Below are 19,417 nucleotides of genomic sequence, written 5' to 3'. Positions count from 1 at the left end.
AAGGAGGGGGCCGGGCCCCGCGGAGGGGGGTGGTGCGGGGCCCGGCCGGAGGAAAATGGTCTGTGGGGTGGAGCTGGACGTCGGGGCGGCTGCACCTGAGCGGGCGGGTGTGCCTGCGCTCGGGCGGCTGCGCCCCGGGGCGCTACGCCTGGGTCCAGTCCAGGATGATCTTGCCGCTGCGGGCGGTCGCGGCCTCGTCGAAGGCCGCCTCGAAGTCCCCGTAGGCGTACCGGCCGGTGATGACGGGGCTGAGGTCGAGCCCGCCCTCCAGCAGCACGGTCATCGCGTACCAGGTCTCGAACATCTCGCGGCCGTAGATGCCCTTGATCGTGATCATCGAGGTGACGACCTTGGCCCAGTCGACGGCGAACTCCTGCGCCGGCAGGCCCAGCATGGCGATCCGGCCGCCGTGCGTCATGTTGTCGATCATGTCGCGCATGGCCTCGCCGCGGCCGGACATCTCCAGGCCGATGTCGAAGCCCTCGCGCAGGCCGAGCTGGGCCTGCGCGTCGGCGATGGTCGCCTTCGAGACGTCGAGCGCGAGGGTGGCGCCGGCCTTGCGGGCGATCTCCAGACGGTCGGGGCTGACGTCGGTGATGACCACGTTGCGCGCTCCCGCGTGCCGGGCCACGGCGGCCGCCATGATCCCGATCGGGCCCGCGCCGGTGATCAGCACGTCCTCGCCGACCAGCGGGAAGGAGAGCGCCGTGTGCACGGCGTTGCCGAAGGGGTCGAAGATCGCCGCGACGTCGAGGTCGACCTTGGCCCGGTGGACCCACACGTTCTGCGCGGGCAGGACCACGTACTCGGCGAAGGCGCCGTCGCGGCCGACCCCGAGCCCGATCGTGCTGCGGCACAGGTGGCGGCGCCCGGCCAGGCAGTTGCGGCACTTCCCGCAGACCAGGTGGCCCTCGCCGCTGACCAGAGCACCGACCTCGATGTCCTCGTGGACGTCCGCACCGATCGCGGCCACCTCGCCGACGAACTCGTGACCGAGCACGAGGGGGGTCTTGACGGCGCCCTGCGCCCAGCCGTCCCAGGAGCGGATGTGCAGGTCCGTCCCGCAGATGCCGGTCCGCAGCACCTTGATCAGCACGTCGCCGGGGCCGTACTCGGGCTCGGGAACGTCCATGAGCCACAGCCCGGGCTCGGCCTTGTGCTTGACGAGTGCCTTCATGGGGTGGCTCCAGGCATGCGGAAGGAAGCGCTACGGGGCGTGCGGGCCGGGCAGCGTTCGGACGGCACCAATCTGCCGACCTGCGGGTGATCAGTCCATCGAGGATTTCTTAACCGGGTCAACAGCCCAGCTTCACGCCTATGCTCCTCAGGTGACGGGCAGGGGCCGGGGAGCGTTCCGGGCCGGGTTTGGGGAGGTGAGGGGCGTGCCGAGTCTGCGCAGCAGGGCGCTTTCGGTCGCGCTGATCGCGGCGGGGCGGCGAAGACGGTTCGAGAGCGCCGAGGCGGTCCGTACCCGGGTGGCGGAATCGATGCGGCGCCCGGCGTCACACCTTCCCCCGCGTTCGCTGGGCCGGGTGGCCGAGGTATCGCGGACCTTCGTCGGGGCCTGGCCGGTGTACGAGGTCTCGCCGCTCGGCACGGAACCGGCCGCCCGGGTGCTGTACGTGCACGGCGGCGGGTACATCAACGAACTGGTCCGGCCGCACTGGTCGCTGATCCGGACCCTGGTCACGCAGGCGCAGGCCCGGGTGGTCGTACCGGCGTACATACTGGCCCCGCGCGGAACCGCCGACCGGACGGTCCCGGTCGCCGCGGACCTGCTCAGCGGCCTGATCGCGAGCGGGGGCGCGGGCGGCACCGTGCTCCTCGGGGATTCGGCGGGCGCCGGGCTGGCGCTGGCCGCGGCGCAGCGGCTGCGCGACCGGACCGGGGCGCAGCCGTCCCGGATCGTGCTGATCTCGCCCTGGCTGGACATCTCCATGAGCCACCCCGACCAGGCGGCCATCGAGGCGGGCGACCCGATGCTGGCCCGCCCGGGCCTGCGGGAGGCCGGGCGGCTGTACGCGGGCAATCTGGCCGCCGACGATCCGCTGGTCAGCCCGCTGCACGGGTCGTTCGCGGGGCTGGCCCCGCTGACGGTGTTCACCGGTACCCGGGACGTCCTGACGACGGACAGCCGCGAACTGGTGAACCGGGCGCGGGCGGCCGGCGCCGAGGTGGAGTTCATCGAGGAGCCGGGGCTGCCGCACGTCTACCCGCTGCTGCCGGTCCCGGAGGGCAGGGCGGCCCGCGACCGGATCCTGGAGCTGGTCCGCGAGGCGGCGGCGGAGTCCTGAGCCGCGTCCCGGCCGGAGTCCTGAGCCGCGTCCCGGTCGGAGTCCTGAGCCGCGTCCTGAGCGGAGCCCTGAGCCGCCGCTGCGCTCCGGGCGGCGGCGCCGCGCCACCGGCCGGGATCGCGGTGGCTCAGGCCACACAGTTCATCAGGGAGCCGACGGGTGCCGAGCGGTAGCGGGCCCAGTAGCTCTCGTCCCGGGTCTCGCACGCGGGCGGGGTCCGGGTCGGCTGCCAGGTCACGGTGGCGAAGCCGGCGTCGGCGGCGGCCTCCGCGAAGTCGGCGTGGGCCCACTCGCGGCATTCGAACGGCACCGGCGGATCGGTCTCCAGCCGGGCCCGCAGCAGCGGGGCCTCCCCGCCGGGTTCGCGCCCGACGACGCTGATCCCGTACGGCTCCCAGTCCGCGTAGGGGAAGGCGCCCGGGTTCGGCACGATGGCGAGCAGCCGCCCGCCGGGGCGCAGGTTGGCCCGTACGGTGCGGAACATGGCGTGCAGGGCCGTCCGGTCGTGGGCCTGGTTGAAGAGGTACACGGCGGTGGCCAGGTCGAACGGCCCGAGCGCCGGCAGGCCGGCCGCCGCGTCCGCGACGACGTACTCGACGGCGTGCGCGAGGTCCGCGCCGGTTTCCCGGGCCCGGCGGATGCGCTCGGGGCAACTGTCGACGCCCACCGTTCTGCGCGCCCCGCCACCGGCCAGCAGCCGGGTGGTGGTGCCGTGTCCGCAGGCCATGTCAAGGGTGTCCAGGCCGCGCACACCGCCGAGGGCGTCGAGGGCCGTGCTCAGGGTGAAGGCATCGGCGACCGAGAAGGCCGGCGGTGGCGTTGACGTGTCGTACTGCTGTCGCATGTCGGCAAGCCTGCCCCCCGGCGCCCACGGCGGCGGCCCTCCGCCCCGAACCTCCCCCGGACGGAGGAGGCGTTCGGACGAGTCCGGGCACGGTGGAGCGAAATCGGTGGCTCGGCGGCCGGCGGGGAAGGGGGCGTACGCGCCCCCGGCGACCCGCGGGCGGGGCTCCGAACCCCATCCGCACCCCTCGGCGCCGACGACCTCCGGACAGGCCCCCACCCACCCGCTCAGCCCTTCACCAAAACAGCTCTGACCTGGTGTTTTCGTCGAATTCTCCTAGGCTTGGAGCTTCTGCTGGGCACCACTGGGAGGGGACACCGTGCGTGAGGAATCCACCGGATACGACGCCAGCCAGATCCAGGTACTGGAGGGGTGGGAGGCCGTCCGGAAGCGGCCCGGGATGTACATCGGCTCGACGGACGAACGCGGGCTGCGCACCATGGTGCTCGCGGTCGCCGAACTGGCGGTGAACGAGGTACTGGCCGGCCGCGCCGGCACCGTCGAGGTCACCCTCACGTCCGACGGCGGCGTACGCGTCACCGACGACGGGCCGGGCCGCCCCCTCGACGGGACGGGCGGCACCGGCGCTCCCCGGCTCGAAGCCCTGCTGACCACCCTGCGAGCAGGAGCACGACCCGCCGGCCGCAACGACGTGATGCTCGACCTCTGCGGCACAGGCCCCTTCGTCGTCAACGCGCTGTCGCGCCGGATGACGGCCGAGGTGCGGCACGAGAGAATCCGCTGGATCCAGGAGTACGCGCGCGGCGTGGCCGTCACCCCGCCGACCACGGCGGGCACAGCGCCGGACAGCGGGACGACCATCACCTTCTGGCCCGACCCCGACATCTTCGGAACCACACGGTTCTCCTTCGACACCCTGGCGGAACGCTTCAGGGAACTGGCCTTCCTGAACCGGGCGTTGGACCTCTCACTCACCGACCGGCGCCACCCGGGCGAGCCCCGGTCGGCCCGGTTCCACTTCCCCGGCGGGGCCCGGGACTTCGTCACCTTCCTCGACACCGGCACAGCGGCGCCCGCCCTCACGGAGACCCTCTCCTTCGAGCTCGAGGCCCCCCGGATGGCGGGAACCCTGGAGGTCGCCTTCCGCTGGTCCGACTCCCCTGCCGAACGGCTCCACACCTTCGCCAACAGCCACCCCACGTCCGGTGGCACGCACGAGCTGGGCTTCCGCGACGGAGTGGCGGCCACGATCAACGCGTACACGCGCAAACGGCTACCGGTGCCGCTGCCGCTGCCGCTGCCGACAGAAACCGCCCCCGCCCTCTCCGCCAATCGCATCGCCGAGGGCCTGACAGCCGTCGTATCGGTGAAGCTGGACCATCCCGAACTCCAGGGCCCCACCCGCGGCACGCTGGGCAACCCACTCGTACGCACCTGCGTACAACAAGCCGTCCAAGAACACCTCGCAGCATGGCTGGAGCAACACCCGAAGCAGGCCACAGCCCTCATCGCCCGCTTCCAGGCCCCCCGCCAGCACCGCTAGCGGCCGACCCTCAGGAGCGCGCCCGGCCGACGCGACCGGTCAGTACCACGGCGACCACCGTCAGCCACAGCAAGGAAAGGAACCGGCCGATGGGCACGAGGAAGGTGAGGCTGCCGTCCTCGGGGATCAGCATGACGACCGACCCCAGGCAGATCACGCCCAGCGCGACACCCACGTAGCCGAGCCACTTCGGCAGCAGCCCGGCGCGCACGAGGGCGATGCCGCCGACCGCGACGATCGGGGCGAGGCTGGTCACCACCAGGGGCCCGCCGAGAACGAAGGTGATCTGGTGCACCACGCGCAGGACCGGCATCTCGGCCAGGGTCTCCGGCCGCTGTGCGATCCATTGCAGCACCCCGGACAGGAAGAGCCCGAGCGCGGAGAAGAGCCCGCCCGCCAGGACGACGAACGCCGCCTGCGTCCGGCCGGTCCGGTGGATCACCGAGGCGAACCAGGAGCAGAACCAGGTGAAGACGAGCGCGGAGACGCTCAGCGCCGCACCCGACAGGCGCGACACGTCACCGTTGTCCCGCCGCCACTCGAGGATCAGGTCGGCCGCCTCGTCCGGTGCGGGATAGGTCGTCGTGGCGAAGGCGCTGTGGAACATCAGGCCCAGGATGAAGAAGAGGAAGAACACGGCGATGCTCACCACGCCGCCTAACTCCCGGGCCGCTGCCCTCACCACGCGCTCGTCGGCACGGTTGGCGGGCGGGGACTGAACAGACATCTCGAACAACCTCCAAAGGTTGGATCGGGCCAAGGGGCAGGGAGGGTGGGGACTCGGCCGATTCCCGGGTGATGGGCCGCAGCGCAGCGAACCGGACCGGGCTGCGTGCCGGGTCGGTCGCAGTCCCGCGAGTGCGCCGGGGAGGGCAGGCCCACCGCGAGCATCCGGGCCGGCTGGCCGTACGGTGCAGGTCAGGCAGGGTTCGGAAGGGACGGCCCGGTCCCCTGCCGAGCCTCGGGCCGCCGCTCCCGGGACGCCCGCTCGTCGGCATCGGCCAGCCAGAACCAGACCGGCGGCAGGGCCAGTTCGATCACGGTCAGCGCCACCTGGAACGGGTGCGGCCACCCGTGCACCGCGAGGGACAGCAGCCTCCCCACGCCGCCCAGCAGGAACACCGCCGCGAGCCACCGCACCACCTTCGCCGGGACGGGGTCCTGGCGGGCGGCCCACAGCCAGGCCAGCCCGTACCCGGCGAAGATCGCGCCGAAGAACCGGCCCAGGCTGTCCAAGGTGGGGCCGGCATCGGCCTCGCCCGGAATCGCGGCGTTGCCGCCCACCACGTGGAACAGCCCGATCGCCGTGCAGGCGAGGCCCATCACCCATGCGGACACCCGGAGTGCCTTGACCATGACTCCACCCCCACTTAGTTGACATGTGTCTACTTAGCCTCAGGGTAGCCCCCTTAAGTAGACACATGTCAAGTAGTAGTCTGGGGTGCATGCCGCCCCGCCGACGCCTGACCCCTGCCGACCGCCGCGCCCAGCTGCTCGCCGTCGGCACCCGCCTCTTCTCCGCCGCCCCCTACGACGACGTACTGATGGAGGAGGTCGCCCAGGAGGCCGGCGTGTCCCGCGCCCTGCTCTACCAGCACTTCCCGAGCAAGCACGCCCTCTTCGCGGCGGTCTACCAGCAGGCCAGCGACCGGCTGCTGGAGGCGACGACGTTCGACCCCGGCGCGACGCTCGTCGAGCAGCTCACCCAGGGCCTGGACGCCCACCTCGACTACTTCATCCCGAACCGCCACGCCGTCCTGGCCGCGAACCGGGTCCTGGCGGGCGACCCCGTCATCCAGACGATCATGACCAACGAACTCGACGCCCTGCGCTCACGCCTGCTCGGCGTGCTCCCGCTCGCCGACGAACGCACGCACTCCGCGGTCTCCGCCGCGCTGAAGGCCTGGCTCGTCTTCGTCCAGGTCCTGTGCGTGGACTGGCTCACGCACGAGACCTGCACCCGCACCGAGCTGCGCGACACCTGCATCGGCGCGGCAGTCGGAGCCCTGCGCCCCCTGCTCCCCGAGGACCCGGCCCCGAACTGGTGACCTGCGGTGCCCGCTTGAACCCAGAAGATCACCCCACGAGCGCCCTCCAGCGGCACCCGGACTGCAGCTGGTGCGGCGGCGTTCGGCTAGGCGGTACTGGAATTGGGTGGACTGCCGGTCCAGTAGGTCGTCCCCCTGCGGCGAGCGCACCAAGCTTCGGCGGCCTCCAGATCAGGACGCCAGACGAGCCCGTCGTAGTGATCGGGCGCCGGGTGTGTGGAGCCCGAGGTTCCGTTGTCGCGGGTGTAGACGGTCACGCGGGGTCTGCCGGCCAAGCTCTGGAAGGTCTTCGCGGCGGTTCGCCAACCGAGCATGGCGCAGAGCATCTGGAAGCTGTCGATTCGTTCTTGATCCCTCTGCTGCCAGTAGTCGCCTCCGCCAGGGTGCGGCTTACCGTCGCTTGAGATGAGTGCTTCGTACAGATCACGCGCCTGCGTGATGGTCAGACCGCAGATCCGCTTCGGGGACACCCAGTCGCCCTGGATGGCCGTCGTGGCCAGGTCCAGATCGAGGGGGGCATCGGCAAAGCAGGCCGGGGTCCCACTGCCGAAGACGATCCTGGCCCAGCTCCGCCCTTGGAGGTCACGGGTCGTCCGCAATGCGTGCGGCCGGTCCTCACCTGTTTTGCGGCCGTGGTCGTTGAGCTCGAGCCACCAGTGACCCGGCGTCGTCAGGGCATCGACTGCGCGATGGTTCCACCGGGTCAACGGGCCCTGGAGGCTGGAATCCCAGTCGTGCCGCCAAACCGTCCGGAGCTTGCTCCACCGGATGCGTTTGTGCTGGGGATCCAACGTCAGTATGTAGTCGCCGGGCGCCAACTGGCTGTGGGTCCGCCATCCGGCGGGGGTGAGGGCCTCGGTCTCGGCATCCACGCCTGCCAGCTCGGCGGAGGTGGTCTCGGATGCGCAGGGACCCGGATTGTCGGAACGGGGTCGTGGGGCAACCGCGACGGGTTGACCGGAGACCTGCAATCTGCTGGCGCTCTTCCCCTTGACGTCATCGCGATGGGGGAGTTCGCCGGTCCAGAAGGTCCCCCCGCTCCGGCGGGCCAGCCAGGTACGTGTCTCGGTGCGGGGGCACCAGAGAAGGCCGCGGTAGGGCACTCGGTCGTCTTTCAGATGCCGGGCAGTGGTCAGCGCGCTGACGTAGGTGACGGTGTTGAAGATCCCGGAATGGACTGAGTGCGGCTTGGCGCAGGTGCGCTTGCCGAGCATGGCGGCAAGCATCTGGTAGCCATCGATCCTTCCCTGGTCCTTCTGGATGAAGTTCTCCGTGCGCACTGTGCGGTTGAAACCGTCGTGTGAGCGGGGAGTTGTCCGGTGTCCGTCGCCGTCCAGGATCGTCTGGTAGAGGAGCTCGGCTTGGGAGTGTGTCAGCGCCGTCAGGAACGAGGGGGGCATCTGCTTGTCCGGAGCGATCTCTCGTATGACGTTGCCGATGCCGGCTCCGAAATAGAAGTTGATCATCCCGTTGCCGGCGTTCGGGTTCTCGGTCGCAGTGGCACCACGGTCCGCGAAGTGCTTCTTGATGCGGCGGATCCTCTCCACCTTCGCGGGGTTCGCAGTCGAGGACTGGGCGACGAGGACTCCGGTCTTGGCGCTCTGCTTCTGGTAGTGGCCTTCGGTGATGACCCAGCCGACGAGTTCGACGAGGGCGTCGTCGAAGCGTGATCTTGCCGCGAAGGCTCGCGGGATGCCTCCGCCGGTGATGAGCTGCTTGTTGGAGGCCGAGAGTTCACCCGTCGGCCTGAAGTGTGCCGGGGCGGCAAGCCCGCTGTTGCCATCCCTGTCTCGGTGGGCCGCGACCCACTCGTGCTCGGGTGCAGTCAGCACGTTGAATCCGTGGGTGTTGCTCCACTGCACGACCTCGGTAGCGACCTGAACTGTGTAGACGGAAAGAGTCGGTTGCCAGGAGATGTCCTTCGTGCAGGGGTCAAGGGTCAGGACTTCGTCGCCAACTCGCATCTCATGATGGGCCTTCCAGCCGTCTCGGGTCAGGGCCTCGGTCTTGTCGTCCACGCGCCTCGTGATCTCTGTTGGCTCCTGCGCACTGCCTGATTCCCAGCTCCGAACCAAGTTAGCTGTCGGCACTGACAGGTGCCCGCGCCCGCGAGGACAGCGCCGGAGCCGACTCACGGGTCGATGCAGGTGTCAGCTCCACCCGAGTTCGGTGTAGGTCTCGCCGCGGCCGATCGCCTCGATCGCGATCTGCGTGTACCTGACCATGGGTTGGGGAAGCCTGGCCGGGGCGGCCCAGATCCATTCCAGGCACTTGTCCGGCTCACGCACCTCGGGTGTGCCCGACCAGGTGCGGGCGCGGAAGAAGAGCCCGATCCTCGGCTGCCCGTCGGAGTCGTCGCCCGCGTCGAGCATGTGCACGGTATGGACCAGCTCGAGGTCTTCCGGCGCGATGACGAGGCCGGCTTCCTCCTCGGCCTCCCGGATCAGCCCGGCCACGGCGCCCTCGGTCTCCAACTGCCCCGCGAGGGTGTGGAACCGGTTGCCGGCGAACGCGACCCCGGGGTGGCGCCGGCCCAGGAGGATCCGCCCGTCTCCGCGTTCGAGGTAGAGGTGGACTCCGACCGCGTTCAGCCGGGCCCGGGTTCCCCCGGCCCGCGCGGGCCCGCTCGTACGGGGTGCCGGGACGGGGGCGGTCTTCTGGTGCAGGGCGATGACCTCGGCCGTCCACGGGCACATCGTCAGCCAGGCCGTGGTCTCGGCGGCGAACCACCGGTACATGATGCCTTCGGGGCACGGCAGCGTGCTGTCCTCGCCGTCCCAGGTGCCGACGTAGACCTGGATCCGGCCCTTCTCGCCGGTGGGGCCGTGCGAGCTGACGACGGTGAGGGGCTCCAGCGGCACCCTCAGGCCCGTCTCCTCGAACAGTTCGCGCTCGACGGCCTGGCGGCAGGTTTCCGCGTCCTCCCTGCCACCGCCGGGGATGGACCAGGTGCCCGGGTCGCAGATGTGCGGCTTGTTGGCGTCCCTGAGGTGCAGCAGGTACTGGCCGGCGGAGTTGACCAGGAGCGCTGCGGTGCCGCGCGGCTCGGTGGACAGGACGGTCATGTGGAGCTCCTCGAGATCGGGAACGGGTGGTGCCGGCGGGGCGCCGTGGAGGTGGGCACCGGCATGGTGGTGGGGCACCGGCTCTCTTGCACGCGGCCGGGTCCGGACCACGCGGTTCACGTCACGTCCGCCGCGCGCCCTCTGCCGGATCCTCCGCCGCTGGACCTGCCGCGGGACCCGCCGCCGGGGACCGCTGGGCGGGCACGCTGTCCGCGAAGGCGGCGGCCTGGACCAGATAGGCGTCGCGGAACTCCCCCGTGCCGATGCTCTCGTCCATCAGCTCGGTGAACGTCCCGGACTCGGCGACCTGGCCGTCCTTCATGACGTGGATGACGTCGGCGTGCCGCACCGAGTGGAGGCGATGGGTGATCAGCACGACCGTCTGACCCGCCGCGGCCAGTGCGCGGATCTGGTCGAAGACCCGCTGCTCGGCCACCGCGTCGAGGGCGCTCGTGGGCTCGTCGACCACGAGGATGCCGGGGCGCCTGTACAGGGCGCGGGCGATCCCCAGCATCTGCCACTCCCCGCCGGATGCCTCCTGCCCGCCCTTGTAGCCCCGCCCGAGCAGGGTCCCGAGGCCTCGGCGCAGCTCGGAGATGAACTTCCAGGCGCCGGAGAACTCCGCGGCGGCCCGCACCGCCCGGTCGTCGATGGGCTCGGTGGGCCGGCCGATACCGACGTTCACCCGCACCGTGAAGGGCCACCGGAAGAAGGACTGCGACATGAGCGCGATGCGGGCGAAGATCTGCCTGCGCTCGGCCTTCGACGCGTCGACGTCGTCCCACCAGACCGTGCCGCCGCCCTCGTCGGGCATGTGCAGACCGGCCAGCAGCTTGACCAGGGTGGACTTGCCCGAGCCGTTCGCCCCGACCACGGCGATGACCTTGCCCATGGGGAAGGTCAGGGACACCTCGCGCAGGGTCGGCTTCGGCGTCTCGTCCCCACTGCCGGGGTAGGTGAACGTGACCTTCTCGAAGCGGACTTCGCGCACCTCCTCGGGCAGGGCCTCGCCGGTCTCCGGGATGGCCCGGGCCTTGGCCTCCGTACACAGGCGCTCGAAGTCGGCGACGAACAGGGACTCCTGGTGCAGGTCGGCCATCTGCAGGACGAGGCCGTCCAGGCTGGAGGAGCCGGTACGGATGGCCAGGACGGCCGTACCTGCGACCGCGAGGTCCATCCGCCCGCTCCACAGCAGCAGCCCGAGCGCCCCGTAGGTGAGGAGGGTGGCGAGGCCGGACGCACCGTCGGCGATCAGGCCGATCTTCGCCGCGCTGCGGGCCAGGCGGGTCTGTTCGCGTTCGCTCGTCTCGGCCATCTCCCGGAAGTGGCCGAGGAGGAAGGGCCCGACCTCGTGGACGCGCACCTCGGCGGCCGCTTCCCGCTGGGTCAGCAACTGCCCCAGCAGGTGTCCGGCCCGCGCGTGCTGGACGAAGGCGTGGAAGGAGAGGTACCGCTGCCTCGAGATCGTCAGCGACCTCCACCCGCTCGGCAGGGTCATCAGGACGAGCAGGGGCAGGAGTCCGATGTGCAGGACGGTGAGCACGCCGGCCGCCGCGACCAGGGAGATCCCGGAGTTCAAGGTGTTGGTGCAGTACCGGATCATGCGCCGGGCGGAGTCGGCCCCGTAGCGGGCCGCGTCCAGCAGCCGGTGGAACTCGTCGTCCTCGATCGCCGCGAGCTCCACCCGGTGTACGAGTCCCAGGTACTGCTCGGTGGCCACCCGCTGGACCTTCGGCTCCAGCTCGCCGGTGGCTGCCGTGGACGCGGACCGCAGCAGCGAGCCCACCAACGCGGCGACGGCCACGACCACCAGCGCCGGGAACGCGCTGGTCAGACGCTCGTTCGTCCCGCCGCCGGCGAGGATGTGCCCCAGGACGGCGTTGACCGCGACCAGCCCGACCGCCTGGGCGATCCCGCGCCCCACCTCGGCGCCGAGGACCACGCGCAGCGCACGCGCGTCAGCGAGGTGCGCGAGCCGCAGCCCGGTGCCGACCATCCGGGGTAACCCCTTGGCCATCGTCCACAGGCCTAGCTTCAGCCAGGCGCCCTCGTGCTGGTCCCAGCCGACGTCGTACGCCAGCTCCCCGCCGAACAGCAGCCGTTCCGAATCCGACACCGCGGCGGCCTGTTCCGGATCGCCGTCTGTTTCCCTGCTCACTGATTCCCCCTCGGATCCAGTCGTGCGCTGGTGGTTTCATCGCTGGTCGTGAACGATCCGACCCGCCCTGTTCGAATCGGGCAGCGGCCGCGGGGAGGTGGGGTGCTGAGGGCACTGGGCCTCCCTGGGTGGACGTAGAACCACGCGGACGACCGAACAACTTCGTACGGCCGCACGCCGTAACGGACCCTGAAGAGTGAATCCCTCGAACCGATATGCGATCTCGACGTACGGGGCAGTCCCTTCGGGCTCGGCGGCGTTTGAACTCACACGTTGGAGTGGACGAGGGCTCAGGGCACCCGATCAGGGACTTGCGCGGCGGTTGTTCGATGCCCACTGCCGGACCGGGCGGGGCAGCCGCCGCATTACGCGCAGCGGCCACCGAGCCGAAAGTAGCTTCCGGAGCCTGGCGGTTCACAGTCATTTACTCTGCGGGGATGATCCATCCGATTGAACTCGTCATATTCGACTGCGACGGCGTGCTGGTCGACAGCGAGCGCATAGCCGTGCGCGTGGATGCCCTCGTCCTGGCCGAACTGGGGTGGGACCTCACCGAAGCCGAGATCGTCGACCGGTTCATGGGCCGCTCGAGCCAGTCGATGACGAAGGACATAGAGGCCCACCTCGGGCGCAGCCTGCCGGCCGACTGGGAGGAGGAGTTCAGGCCCCTTTACCACGACGCCCTGGTGGCCGGGCTCACCCCGGTCCCCGGCATCGTCGAGGCCCTCGACGCGCTCGCACACCTCCCCATCTGCGTGGCTTCCAGCGGGAGTCACGACAAGATGCGTCTCACCCTGGGCATCACCGGCCTCCACCAACGCTTCGAGGGCAGCATCTTCAGCGCCACCGAGGTCGCGCACGGCAAACCGGCACCCGATCTCTTCCTCCACGCCGCGCAGCGGATGGGCATCGCGCCCGAGGCGTGCGCCGTGGTCGAGGACAGCCCGTACGGTCTCCAGGCAGCCCACGCCGCGGGGATGCGCGCATTCGCCTACGCCGGCGGAATGGTTCCCGCGCACCGGCTCGAAGGCCCCGACACCGTCGTCTTCGACGACATGCGCAAACTGCCCGGCCTCCTCACCCATCCGTGACCCCCCTCCCCCCGTCCCCACAGGCCGGGGATCTCGGCCGTTCGCTTCGCTCGGCCGGTGCCATCGGTACCGACCCGGACACACCATGCCCCTCAGCCTCGTGGGGTTGTGGGACAGCGCTCAGGCGGACCCCTCGGCGCGTGGCAGGCGTACGGGGGTCAGGGCGATCAGGGACGGGCGTTGGGTGGAGGCGGAGGTATCGGGGCAGGTTGTGCAGCCCCGGGAGGCGAAGAAGCAGCCCGAGCAGTCCGCGGTGCCGATCTCCTCGCGCCGCAGTCGTCCCTTGCGGACCCAGTACCCGGCCATGCCGGCCGCCTCGGCCCGGTCGAGGCCCAGGCGGTCGGCGATCTGCGTGAGCCCCTCGCCCGGGGCGGCCTCCTCGAAGGCGCGGAGGAGTGCGCGCAGCATGCCTGGTTCGGTGCCGCGGGCTCCCGCCCCGGCCGGGCCGGTCACCACACCAGCCTCGCGATCTGGAAGACGCCCACGGCCAGCAGCCAGGCCGCCGCCAGTTGGATGCCGAAGCCGATGGCGGTCAGCCGGGTGCCGATCTCGGCCCGCTGCGCGGCCAGGGTGGCGAAGCAGGGGGTGTAGGCCAGGATGAAGACCAGGAAGGCGAGGGCGGCCGCCCCCTGGTGCCCGCCGGAGGACTCCTCGAAGGTGGCGTGCAGGCTCGCGGTGAGCTTGGGGTCGCCGTCCTCCTCGGCCGAGTAGGTCTGGGCGAGGGTGGAGATCACGCCCTCCTTGGCGATCAGGCCGGTGCCGAGCGCGGCCGTGGCGTGCCAGTCGCCGAAGCCGGCCGGGGCCACCAGGGGCGCCGTGGCGCGGGTGACCGTACCGAACACGCTCTGTTCGACGTCGACCTTGCCGAAGCCCCCGTGGCCGGCCGCGGCCGGGATCGCCATGAGGAGCCAGACGGCGGCCGCGGTCGCGACGATGATGCCGCCGGCGGTACGCAGGAACGCCGCGAGCTTCTGCCAGACCTGCGCGCCGGTGACGCGCAGGGTGGGCAGCCGGTACGGGGGCAGCTCCAGGACGAGCGGCTCGTCCTTCATGTCCCTGAACAGCAGGGGCCGCAGGATCAGGCCCATGCCGACGACCAGCAGTACGGAGGCCACGTAGAGGAAGAAGACCACGGTGCCGGAGTTCGAGCCGAAGAAGACGCCCGCGATCATCACGTAGACGGCGAGCCGGGCGGTGCAGCTCATGTACGGGATGAGCAGGCCGACGAGCAGCCGGTGCTGGCGGCGGTTGAGGATCCGGGTGCCGGCGAGGGCGGGGACGTTGCAGCCGAAGCCGACGACCAGGGGGAGGAAGGCGCGGCCGGGCAGTCGCAGGGTGCGCATCAGGCGGTCGGCGACGAAGGCGGCCCGGGCGAAGTAGCCGGAGTCCTCCAGCAGGGCCAGCAGCAGGAACATGATGATCATCAGCGGAACGAAGGTGAGCAGCTGGCCCACCCCGCTGATCAGGCCGTCGACCAGCAGTCCGGTCAGCCAGCCGGGCGCGTGGACGGCTTCGAGGAGCCGGTCGGCTCCGCCGCTGACGGGACCGGAGACGAAGTCGCCGAGGCCGTCCTGGAGGGGTTTGGCCAGGACGGTGGTGGCCTGGAAGACGGCCCACATGACGGCGAGGAAGAACGGGATGCCGAAGCCGCGGGAGAGCAGCAGCCGGTCCACCCGGTCGGTGAGGGTGGGCCGGGCCCCGGCCGGGCGGGGCGCCGCGCGTTCGATGACGGCATGCGCCCAGGCGTAGCGGGCCTCGGCGACGAGGAGTTCGGCGTCGGTGTCGAGATCCGGATCCGGATCGGGATCGGGCTGGGCCTCGGCGCCGCTGCCCGCCCCGGCCAGGCGCTCCGCCGCCGCCCCGGCACGCTCGGCCAGCTCCGCGGGGACCGCGGGCGGCTCCTCCCCGCAGAGCAGGCTGACGGCCAGCCACCGTGCGGGGTGGGGGGTCAGGCCGGAGGCCGCGGCGGCCAGCTCCGCCAGTTCGGCCGCCACGGGCGAGCCGGCTGCCCAGGCGGAAGTCCGCCCGGGATGCGGGGGTACGGCGGCCAGGGCGTCGCACACCGCGTCGGCGAGCAGGTCCAGCCCGGTCCCGGAGCGCCCTTCCACCGGTACGACGGGCAGCCCGAGCTCGCGGGCCAGCGCATCCGCACCGGGGGGCGCACCGCGCCGGGCGGCGACGTCGGTCATGGTCAGCGCGACCACGACGGGAAGGTCGGTGTCGAGGATCTGCGAGAGCAGGTACAGGTTGCGGGCCGGGTTGGCCGCGTCGAGGGCGAAGACCACGGCGTCGGGCCGCTCCCCCGCGGGCGCGGTGAGCACGTCGCGCACCAGCGCCTCGTCCGGGGAGTCGGGCAGCAGGCTGTAGGAGCCGGGCAGGTCGGCGAGGCGCAGCGGCCGGCCGGCCGGGGTGCGCCAGTCGCCCTGGGCCACGGAGACGGTCTTGCCGGGCCAGTTGCCGACGCGCTGGTGGGCGCCGGTGAGGGCGTTGAACAGGGTCGACTTGCCGACATTGGGATTGCCGACGAGAGCGACGAACGGCGTACCGGCCGGCCGCTCCGCCGTGGCGGTCGCTCCGGTACCGGCGCCGGCGGTGTGGCAGCTCATCGGCCGCACCTCAACCGGCCGGCGGTACGGGAGTCCAGCGCGACCCGGGTCTCCCCGAGCCCGACGAGCAGGCCTCCGGTGGCACCCCGGGCGATCACGGTGACGTCCGCGCCCGGCACGAAGCCGAACTCCAGGAGCCGGCGCCGGCTCCCTTCCGCCTGACCGGGATCGATCCCGGTGATGCGTACGGTCGTCCCTGGACGGCTGTCGTTGAGCGACGGCACCGGGCCTCCTTCTTCGATTCCACTTAGGCAAACCTAAGCAGTACGAAGGGCGCCCACAGCCGGGCAAAGTCCCTGATCATCCGGGACTTTCAGCCCCCCGGTCCCGACCGGGATTCGGCCGATCGGCCGAGGGGCCAAGGGGTCGGAGCCCGCGGGCCGGGGCGCCGCGCGGCATCGCCGGCGGCGCCCGGAGCCACTAGTTGCCGAATTGCTCACCGCCCTGGACGATCCAGGTGCCGCTGTCCGAATACGCCGACCACTGGCCGCTGTTCATCGGCCGCCACGGCCCCGTGCGGTCCGCACACGCCCGTCCGTCACAGACGCGGACGAGGAGCCTGTAGTACTTGGCCGCGTAGCCGTAACAGCGGGTCTGCGCGAAGTGCTGGTCGCCGGAGATCTGGTTCTGGCAGCTACCGGCCGCTGCGGCGGCGGGGGTGAGCACGACGTACTCGCTGGGCCCCGCGGCGTTCGCCGGCATCACCATGGCGGCGCTCACGGCGAGCATGGATGCGGCGGTCACGGCCGCCCTGCGCATGAAGGACATGTGGATTCTCCCCGTTGTCGAACGGGCCGCCAGTCGGCGACCGCGGCGAAACAGTAGCCGAACGACCGTTCACTTCAAGGGAGTTGGATCAACTGCAGGGAGGGGTTCCGGCCATCATCACAGGGGCCCGGATCGCCTCAGAGCCCGTCGGAACGGACACCGGCCGCGACCGGGGCAGCGGCGGCCATGGTGGCGGCGGTGGCGGGTTGATTTTCGAGGGAGAAACCGTCCTCGGACATTGCCTCCGCACTCGCCGGATTCAATGCGACGGGAATGTTCCGGAGCACCGCAATGCGCACGAGAGCGAGTACGTCGTGCACGTGCGGGGCGGCCCACAGGGGGTCCCAGAAGAATACGAGCGAGGTGACGTCGCCGGAAATCACCATCGAGTCGATCTGCTGGTCGCCGCCATGCGGACCGGACTCGACCGACCTTATCTGCAAGCCCAGTTCGGATCTGAGCAGTCGTGCGGTGGAACTGGTTCCCACCAGTCCGTGCCGGGTCACGGCACGGCGATTTCGCCGCACCCAATTCAGCAGGTCGTTCTTCCTCTGGTCATGTGCCACGAGAGCGATCATCAGCCGACGCTAACCCGGCACCATTGCTTCCGCCATTCAGGGCACGGAAATTCCGAATTCCGCCCTCCCGTGTCCGATAACCGGAGGGGACGCCCGGAGGGAGGCCTCCGGGGCATGCGGATGCCCCGGCCCGGGCGCATTCTGGAGGGGTGACGGCCAGACCGGACACCGGCGGCCCCGTCACCGACGCCACGGCCCAGGTGCTCGCACGGGCCGCTCTCGATGCCGTGGGGGCCGCCGGCGGGTACGCGGGCGGGGTCTACCTGCGCTCCGGCACGGAGGGGCTGCTGCTCATGGCGGCCGTGACCGGGATCCCGGGCCCGCTCTTCCGCCCCTGGTGGCGGATGCACGTGAACCGCCCGTACCCCGTCGCCGAGGCCTACCGGTCCGGCCAGTCCGTGCACCTCCCCGACGCGGAATCGGCGATGCGGCGCTTCCCCCAGCTGATGGCCGGGCTGCCGTTCCCGTTCGGCTCGCTCTACGAGCCCGTGTCCCGCGGCCGCGAGCGCTACGGCGTCCTCGTGGTGCTCCGCCCCGCGACCCCCGGGGTCCCGGTCGGGCCCGGCGACCGCAAGCGGCTGCGCGCGGTGGCCGCCCGGCTGGCCGGCGAGCTGGCCGCGCTCGCCGCGGGCGGGGCCTCGGTGACCTGGGAGGGCGAACCGGTGTGCCTGCCGGACCCGGGCGCGGCGGACGGCTCCGCCACCGGTACCGCCGCCCATCCCGCCGACGCCACCGGCGCCGGTCCCACCACCACCGCCGCCACCACGGCCGCCACCACCGCCCGCGCCGCCGTCGACCGGCTGGATCTGGCCGTCCTCTCCGTGGACCGCCAGGGCGTGATCGGCTTCGCCAACGCCCGCGCCCGCTCCACGGCCACCACCCTCCTCGGTTCCGACGGGACGGAACTCTCCGGGCGGATGCTCTGGGAGGCGCTGCCCTGGCTGGGGAATCCCGCCTACGAGGACCACTTCCGGGCCGTGTTCCTCGCCCCGGCCCCGGTGCGCTTCCAGGCCCCCCGGCGCGGGTCCGAACCCTCCCCGCAGTGGCTGTCGGTGGGCCTGCATCCCGGGATCGACGGGGTCACCGTCACCATCAGTGAGGCCGAACCGCCCACGTACGCACCCGAGTCGGTGGTGCACCCCGGCGCGGGGCTCGGCCCCTCGGGCCTCGGCTCCCCGGACGTCGGCTCGCCCGCCGACCGGGCCGCGGCCCTGTACCGGCCGGTGGCGCTGGCGATCGCGCTGACCGAGGCGGTGACGGCCCGCCAGGTGTCGATGGTGGTCACCGACGAGCTGCTCCCTGCCTTCGGCGGGCGGCAGTTGGCGATCTACCTGCTGGGAGAGGGGCATCTGCACCTGGCGTGGGAGACCGGTTTCCCGCAGGGCTTCCTCGACCGGTTCGACGGGGTCGCGCTCGACGTCCGGCTGCCCGGGGTGGAGACCCTCACCTCGGGCCGCCCGATGTTCTTCGAGTCGATGCAGCACCTGGCCGCCGCCTATCCGGGGATCGAACTCGACGCCCATGTCGGCGCCCGGGCCTTCCTCCCCCTGATCGCCTCCGGCCGGCCGGTCGGCTCGTGCATCCTCGGCTTCGACGCCCCGCGCGGCTTCAGCCCGGAGGAGCGGACGGTGCTGACGGCGCTGGCCGGGCTGATCGCGCAGGCACTGGAGCGGGCCCGGCGCTACGACAGCGAGTCGGCGCTGGCCCGCGGGCTCCAGGCGGCGCTGCTCCCGCACCGGCTGCCGGTCCGCGAGAACGTGGTCACGGTGGGGCGGTACCTGCCCGGAACCGCCGGGATGGACATCGGCGGCGACTGGTACGACGTACTCGAGGCGGGTGGCGGGCGCCTCGCCCTGGTCATCGGCGACGTCCAGGGCCACGGGGTGGCCGCCGCGGCCACGATGGGCCAACTGCGCAGCGCCGTAAGGGCCTTCGCACTCAGCGGCAACGAGCCGGACCAGGTGATGCGCGGCACGAACCAGCTGCTCATCGACCTCGACCCGGGCCAGTTCGCGAGCTGCTGCTACGTCCTGCTCGACCCGGGGTCCGGCCTCGCCCTCGCTGTCCGGGCCGGCCACCCCCAGCCGCTGCTGCGGCACCCGGGGGGCCGGACGGAAGTGCTGGACCTGCCGGGCGGGATGGTGCTCGGCATCGACGCCGAGGCCGGGTATCCGGTGACCCGGCTGCGGATCGAGCCGGGAGCGGTGCTCGCCCTGTACACCGACGGGCTGGTGGAGATCCCGGGCACGGACATCGACGTAGGAGTGGAGCGGCTGCGGGCCGCGCTGGCGTCCGCCGGTCCCGCTCCGCTGACCGAGACGGCGGACCGGCTGGTCGCCGAGGCGGGCCACTCCACCGACCGCCCGGACGACATCGCCCTGCTGCTGGCGTCCCGTACGACCGCACCGGAGGTGACCGCCCCGGAGACGGCCACCCGGGACGGGGCGGACCCGTAGGGCGC

The 19,417-nt window shown here is 71.7% G+C and carries 17 protein-coding genes; 5 read left to right on the top strand and 12 right to left on the bottom strand.

Translation table 11 applies throughout. The features are described from left to right. Positions 1 to 142: 142 nt before the first annotated feature. Positions 143 to 1,177, bottom strand: coding sequence for an L-threonine 3-dehydrogenase (gene tdh / locus NLX94_RS05635; protein WP_254381468.1), 1,035 nt, complete (start codon positions 1,175 to 1,177; stop codon positions 143 to 145). A gap of 205 nt (positions 1,178 to 1,382) precedes the next feature. Here tdh and NLX94_RS05630 point away from each other — a divergent pair, with 205 nt between their 5' ends. Continuing rightward, positions 1,383 to 2,294: an alpha/beta hydrolase gene (locus NLX94_RS05630; protein ID WP_254381467.1), complete on the top strand. Its 912-nt coding sequence runs from the start codon at positions 1,383 to 1,385 to the stop codon at positions 2,292 to 2,294. 127 nt (positions 2,295 to 2,421) lie between these two features. Here the strand turns inward: NLX94_RS05630 and NLX94_RS05625 are convergent, their stop codons facing one another. Beyond that, a complete protein-coding gene (locus NLX94_RS05625) occupies positions 2,422 to 3,138 on the bottom strand; it encodes a class I SAM-dependent methyltransferase (RefSeq protein ID WP_254381466.1) in 717 nt (238 codons plus the stop codon). Positions 3,139 to 3,457: 319 nt separating this feature from the next. On the opposite strand from NLX94_RS05625, the gene NLX94_RS05620 reads away from it, so the two are divergent. Continuing rightward, positions 3,458 to 4,642, top strand: a complete 1,185-nt coding sequence (locus NLX94_RS05620; RefSeq protein ID WP_254381465.1) for an ATP-binding protein — start codon at positions 3,458 to 3,460, stop codon at positions 4,640 to 4,642. Between the two features lie 10 nt (positions 4,643 to 4,652). Here NLX94_RS05620 and NLX94_RS05615 read toward each other — a convergent pair whose 3' ends face one another. Then, positions 4,653 to 5,369, bottom strand: a complete 717-nt coding sequence (locus tag NLX94_RS05615; protein ID WP_254381464.1) for a hypothetical protein — start codon at positions 5,367 to 5,369, stop codon at positions 4,653 to 4,655. Between the two features lie 191 nt (positions 5,370 to 5,560). Further along, positions 5,561 to 5,998 carry a DUF4345 domain-containing protein gene (locus tag NLX94_RS05610; RefSeq protein ID WP_254381463.1) on the bottom strand — a complete coding sequence of 146 codons (438 nt, stop codon included), beginning with the start codon at positions 5,996 to 5,998 and terminating at the stop codon, positions 5,561 to 5,563. Positions 5,999 to 6,087: 89 nt separating this feature from the next. Between NLX94_RS05610 and NLX94_RS05605 the strand changes: the two genes are divergently transcribed. Then, the gene (locus NLX94_RS05605; RefSeq protein WP_254381462.1) at positions 6,088 to 6,690 is read left to right on the top strand and encodes a TetR/AcrR family transcriptional regulator; all 603 of its coding nucleotides are present in this window, start codon (positions 6,088 to 6,090) and stop codon (positions 6,688 to 6,690) included. 86 nt (positions 6,691 to 6,776) lie between these two features. On the opposite strand, the gene NLX94_RS05600 is transcribed toward NLX94_RS05605, so the two are convergent. The 3 genes from NLX94_RS05600 to NLX94_RS05590 form a co-directional block, all read right to left on the bottom strand. Next, complete coding sequence (locus tag NLX94_RS05600) at positions 6,777 to 8,708, bottom strand: hypothetical protein (protein ID WP_254381461.1); 1,932 nt, start codon at positions 8,706 to 8,708, stop codon at positions 6,777 to 6,779. Positions 8,709 to 8,840: 132 nt separating this feature from the next. Next, on the bottom strand, positions 8,841 to 9,755 hold the full coding sequence (locus NLX94_RS05595) for an NUDIX domain-containing protein (protein WP_254381460.1): 915 nt from the start codon (positions 9,753 to 9,755) through the stop codon (positions 8,841 to 8,843). Between the two features lie 121 nt (positions 9,756 to 9,876). Next, positions 9,877 to 11,913, bottom strand: coding sequence for an ATP-binding cassette domain-containing protein (locus NLX94_RS05590; RefSeq protein ID WP_374683905.1), 2,037 nt, complete (start codon positions 11,911 to 11,913; stop codon positions 9,877 to 9,879). A 437-nt stretch (positions 11,914 to 12,350) separates the two neighbouring features. On the opposite strand from NLX94_RS05590, the gene NLX94_RS05585 reads away from it, so the two are divergent. Next, entirely contained in the window at positions 12,351 to 13,004 is a 654-nt protein-coding gene (locus tag NLX94_RS05585) for an HAD family phosphatase (protein ID WP_254381459.1), read from the top strand. A 120-nt stretch (positions 13,005 to 13,124) separates the two neighbouring features. Here the strand turns inward: NLX94_RS05585 and NLX94_RS05580 are convergent, their stop codons facing one another. The 5 genes from NLX94_RS05580 to NLX94_RS05560 all read right to left on the bottom strand — a co-directional run bounded on the left by NLX94_RS05580 (position 13,125) and on the right by NLX94_RS05560 (position 16,956). After that, positions 13,125 to 13,412 carry a helix-turn-helix domain-containing protein gene (locus NLX94_RS05580; protein ID WP_254381458.1) on the bottom strand — a complete coding sequence of 96 codons (288 nt, stop codon included), beginning with the start codon at positions 13,410 to 13,412 and terminating at the stop codon, positions 13,125 to 13,127. Positions 13,413 to 13,453: 41 nt separating this feature from the next. Beyond that, entirely contained in the window at positions 13,454 to 15,610 is a 2,157-nt protein-coding gene (gene feoB / locus NLX94_RS05575; RefSeq protein ID WP_254381457.1) for a ferrous iron transport protein B, read from the bottom strand. Next, positions 15,607 to 15,834 carry a FeoA family protein gene (locus NLX94_RS05570; protein ID WP_254381456.1) on the bottom strand — a complete coding sequence of 76 codons (228 nt, stop codon included), beginning with the start codon at positions 15,832 to 15,834 and terminating at the stop codon, positions 15,607 to 15,609. The genes feoB and NLX94_RS05570 overlap by 4 nt, the downstream gene beginning before the upstream one ends. Before the next feature lie 196 nt (positions 15,835 to 16,030). Then, positions 16,031 to 16,378: a hypothetical protein gene (locus tag NLX94_RS05565; protein WP_254381455.1), complete on the bottom strand. Its 348-nt coding sequence runs from the start codon at positions 16,376 to 16,378 to the stop codon at positions 16,031 to 16,033. Between the two features lie 137 nt (positions 16,379 to 16,515). Beyond that, complete coding sequence (locus NLX94_RS05560) at positions 16,516 to 16,956, bottom strand: methylglyoxal synthase (protein WP_254381454.1); 441 nt, start codon at positions 16,954 to 16,956, stop codon at positions 16,516 to 16,518. A 149-nt stretch (positions 16,957 to 17,105) separates the two neighbouring features. Between NLX94_RS05560 and NLX94_RS05555 the strand changes: the two genes are divergently transcribed. Then, positions 17,106 to 19,412 carry a SpoIIE family protein phosphatase gene (locus tag NLX94_RS05555; protein WP_254381453.1) on the top strand — a complete coding sequence of 769 codons (2,307 nt, stop codon included), beginning with the start codon at positions 17,106 to 17,108 and terminating at the stop codon, positions 19,410 to 19,412. The last annotated feature ends 5 nt before the right edge of the window (positions 19,413 to 19,417 follow it).

The sequence above is a fragment of the Streptomyces sp. TBY4 genome (genome assembly GCF_024213195.1).
Classification (GTDB): domain Bacteria; phylum Actinomycetota; class Actinomycetes; order Streptomycetales; family Streptomycetaceae; genus Streptomyces.
Note: the sequence above shows the minus strand (reverse complement) of the source record. Positions and strands in the feature narration are given on the sequence as shown.

Bases quoted from the DNA above. Each gene is read 5' to 3' on its own strand.
- NLX94_RS05560 (WP_254381454.1), bottom strand. From the start codon at position 16,956: ATGATCGCTCTCGTGGCACATGACCAGAGGAAGAACGACCTGCTGAAT.
- NLX94_RS05595 (WP_254381460.1), bottom strand. From the start codon at position 9,755: ATGACCGTCCTGTCCACCGAGCCGCGCGGCACCGCAGCGCTCCTGGTC.
- NLX94_RS05585 (WP_254381459.1), top strand. From the start codon at position 12,351: ATGATCCATCCGATTGAACTCGTCATATTCGACTGCGACGGCGTGCTG.
- NLX94_RS05615 (WP_254381464.1), bottom strand. From the start codon at position 5,369: ATGTCTGTTCAGTCCCCGCCCGCCAACCGTGCCGACGAGCGCGTGGTG.
- NLX94_RS05625 (WP_254381466.1), bottom strand. From the start codon at position 3,138: ATGCGACAGCAGTACGACACGTCAACGCCACCGCCGGCCTTCTCGGTC.
- feoB (WP_254381457.1), bottom strand. From the start codon at position 15,610: ATGAGCTGCCACACCGCCGGCGCCGGTACCGGAGCGACCGCCACGGCG.
- NLX94_RS05605 (WP_254381462.1), top strand. From the start codon at position 6,088: ATGCCGCCCCGCCGACGCCTGACCCCTGCCGACCGCCGCGCCCAGCTG.
- NLX94_RS05565 (WP_254381455.1), bottom strand. From the start codon at position 16,378: ATGTCCTTCATGCGCAGGGCGGCCGTGACCGCCGCATCCATGCTCGCC.
- tdh (WP_254381468.1), bottom strand. From the start codon at position 1,177: ATGAAGGCACTCGTCAAGCACAAGGCCGAGCCCGGGCTGTGGCTCATG.
- NLX94_RS05610 (WP_254381463.1), bottom strand. From the start codon at position 5,998: ATGGTCAAGGCACTCCGGGTGTCCGCATGGGTGATGGGCCTCGCCTGC.
- NLX94_RS05580 (WP_254381458.1), bottom strand. From the start codon at position 13,412: ATGCTGCGCGCACTCCTCCGCGCCTTCGAGGAGGCCGCCCCGGGCGAG.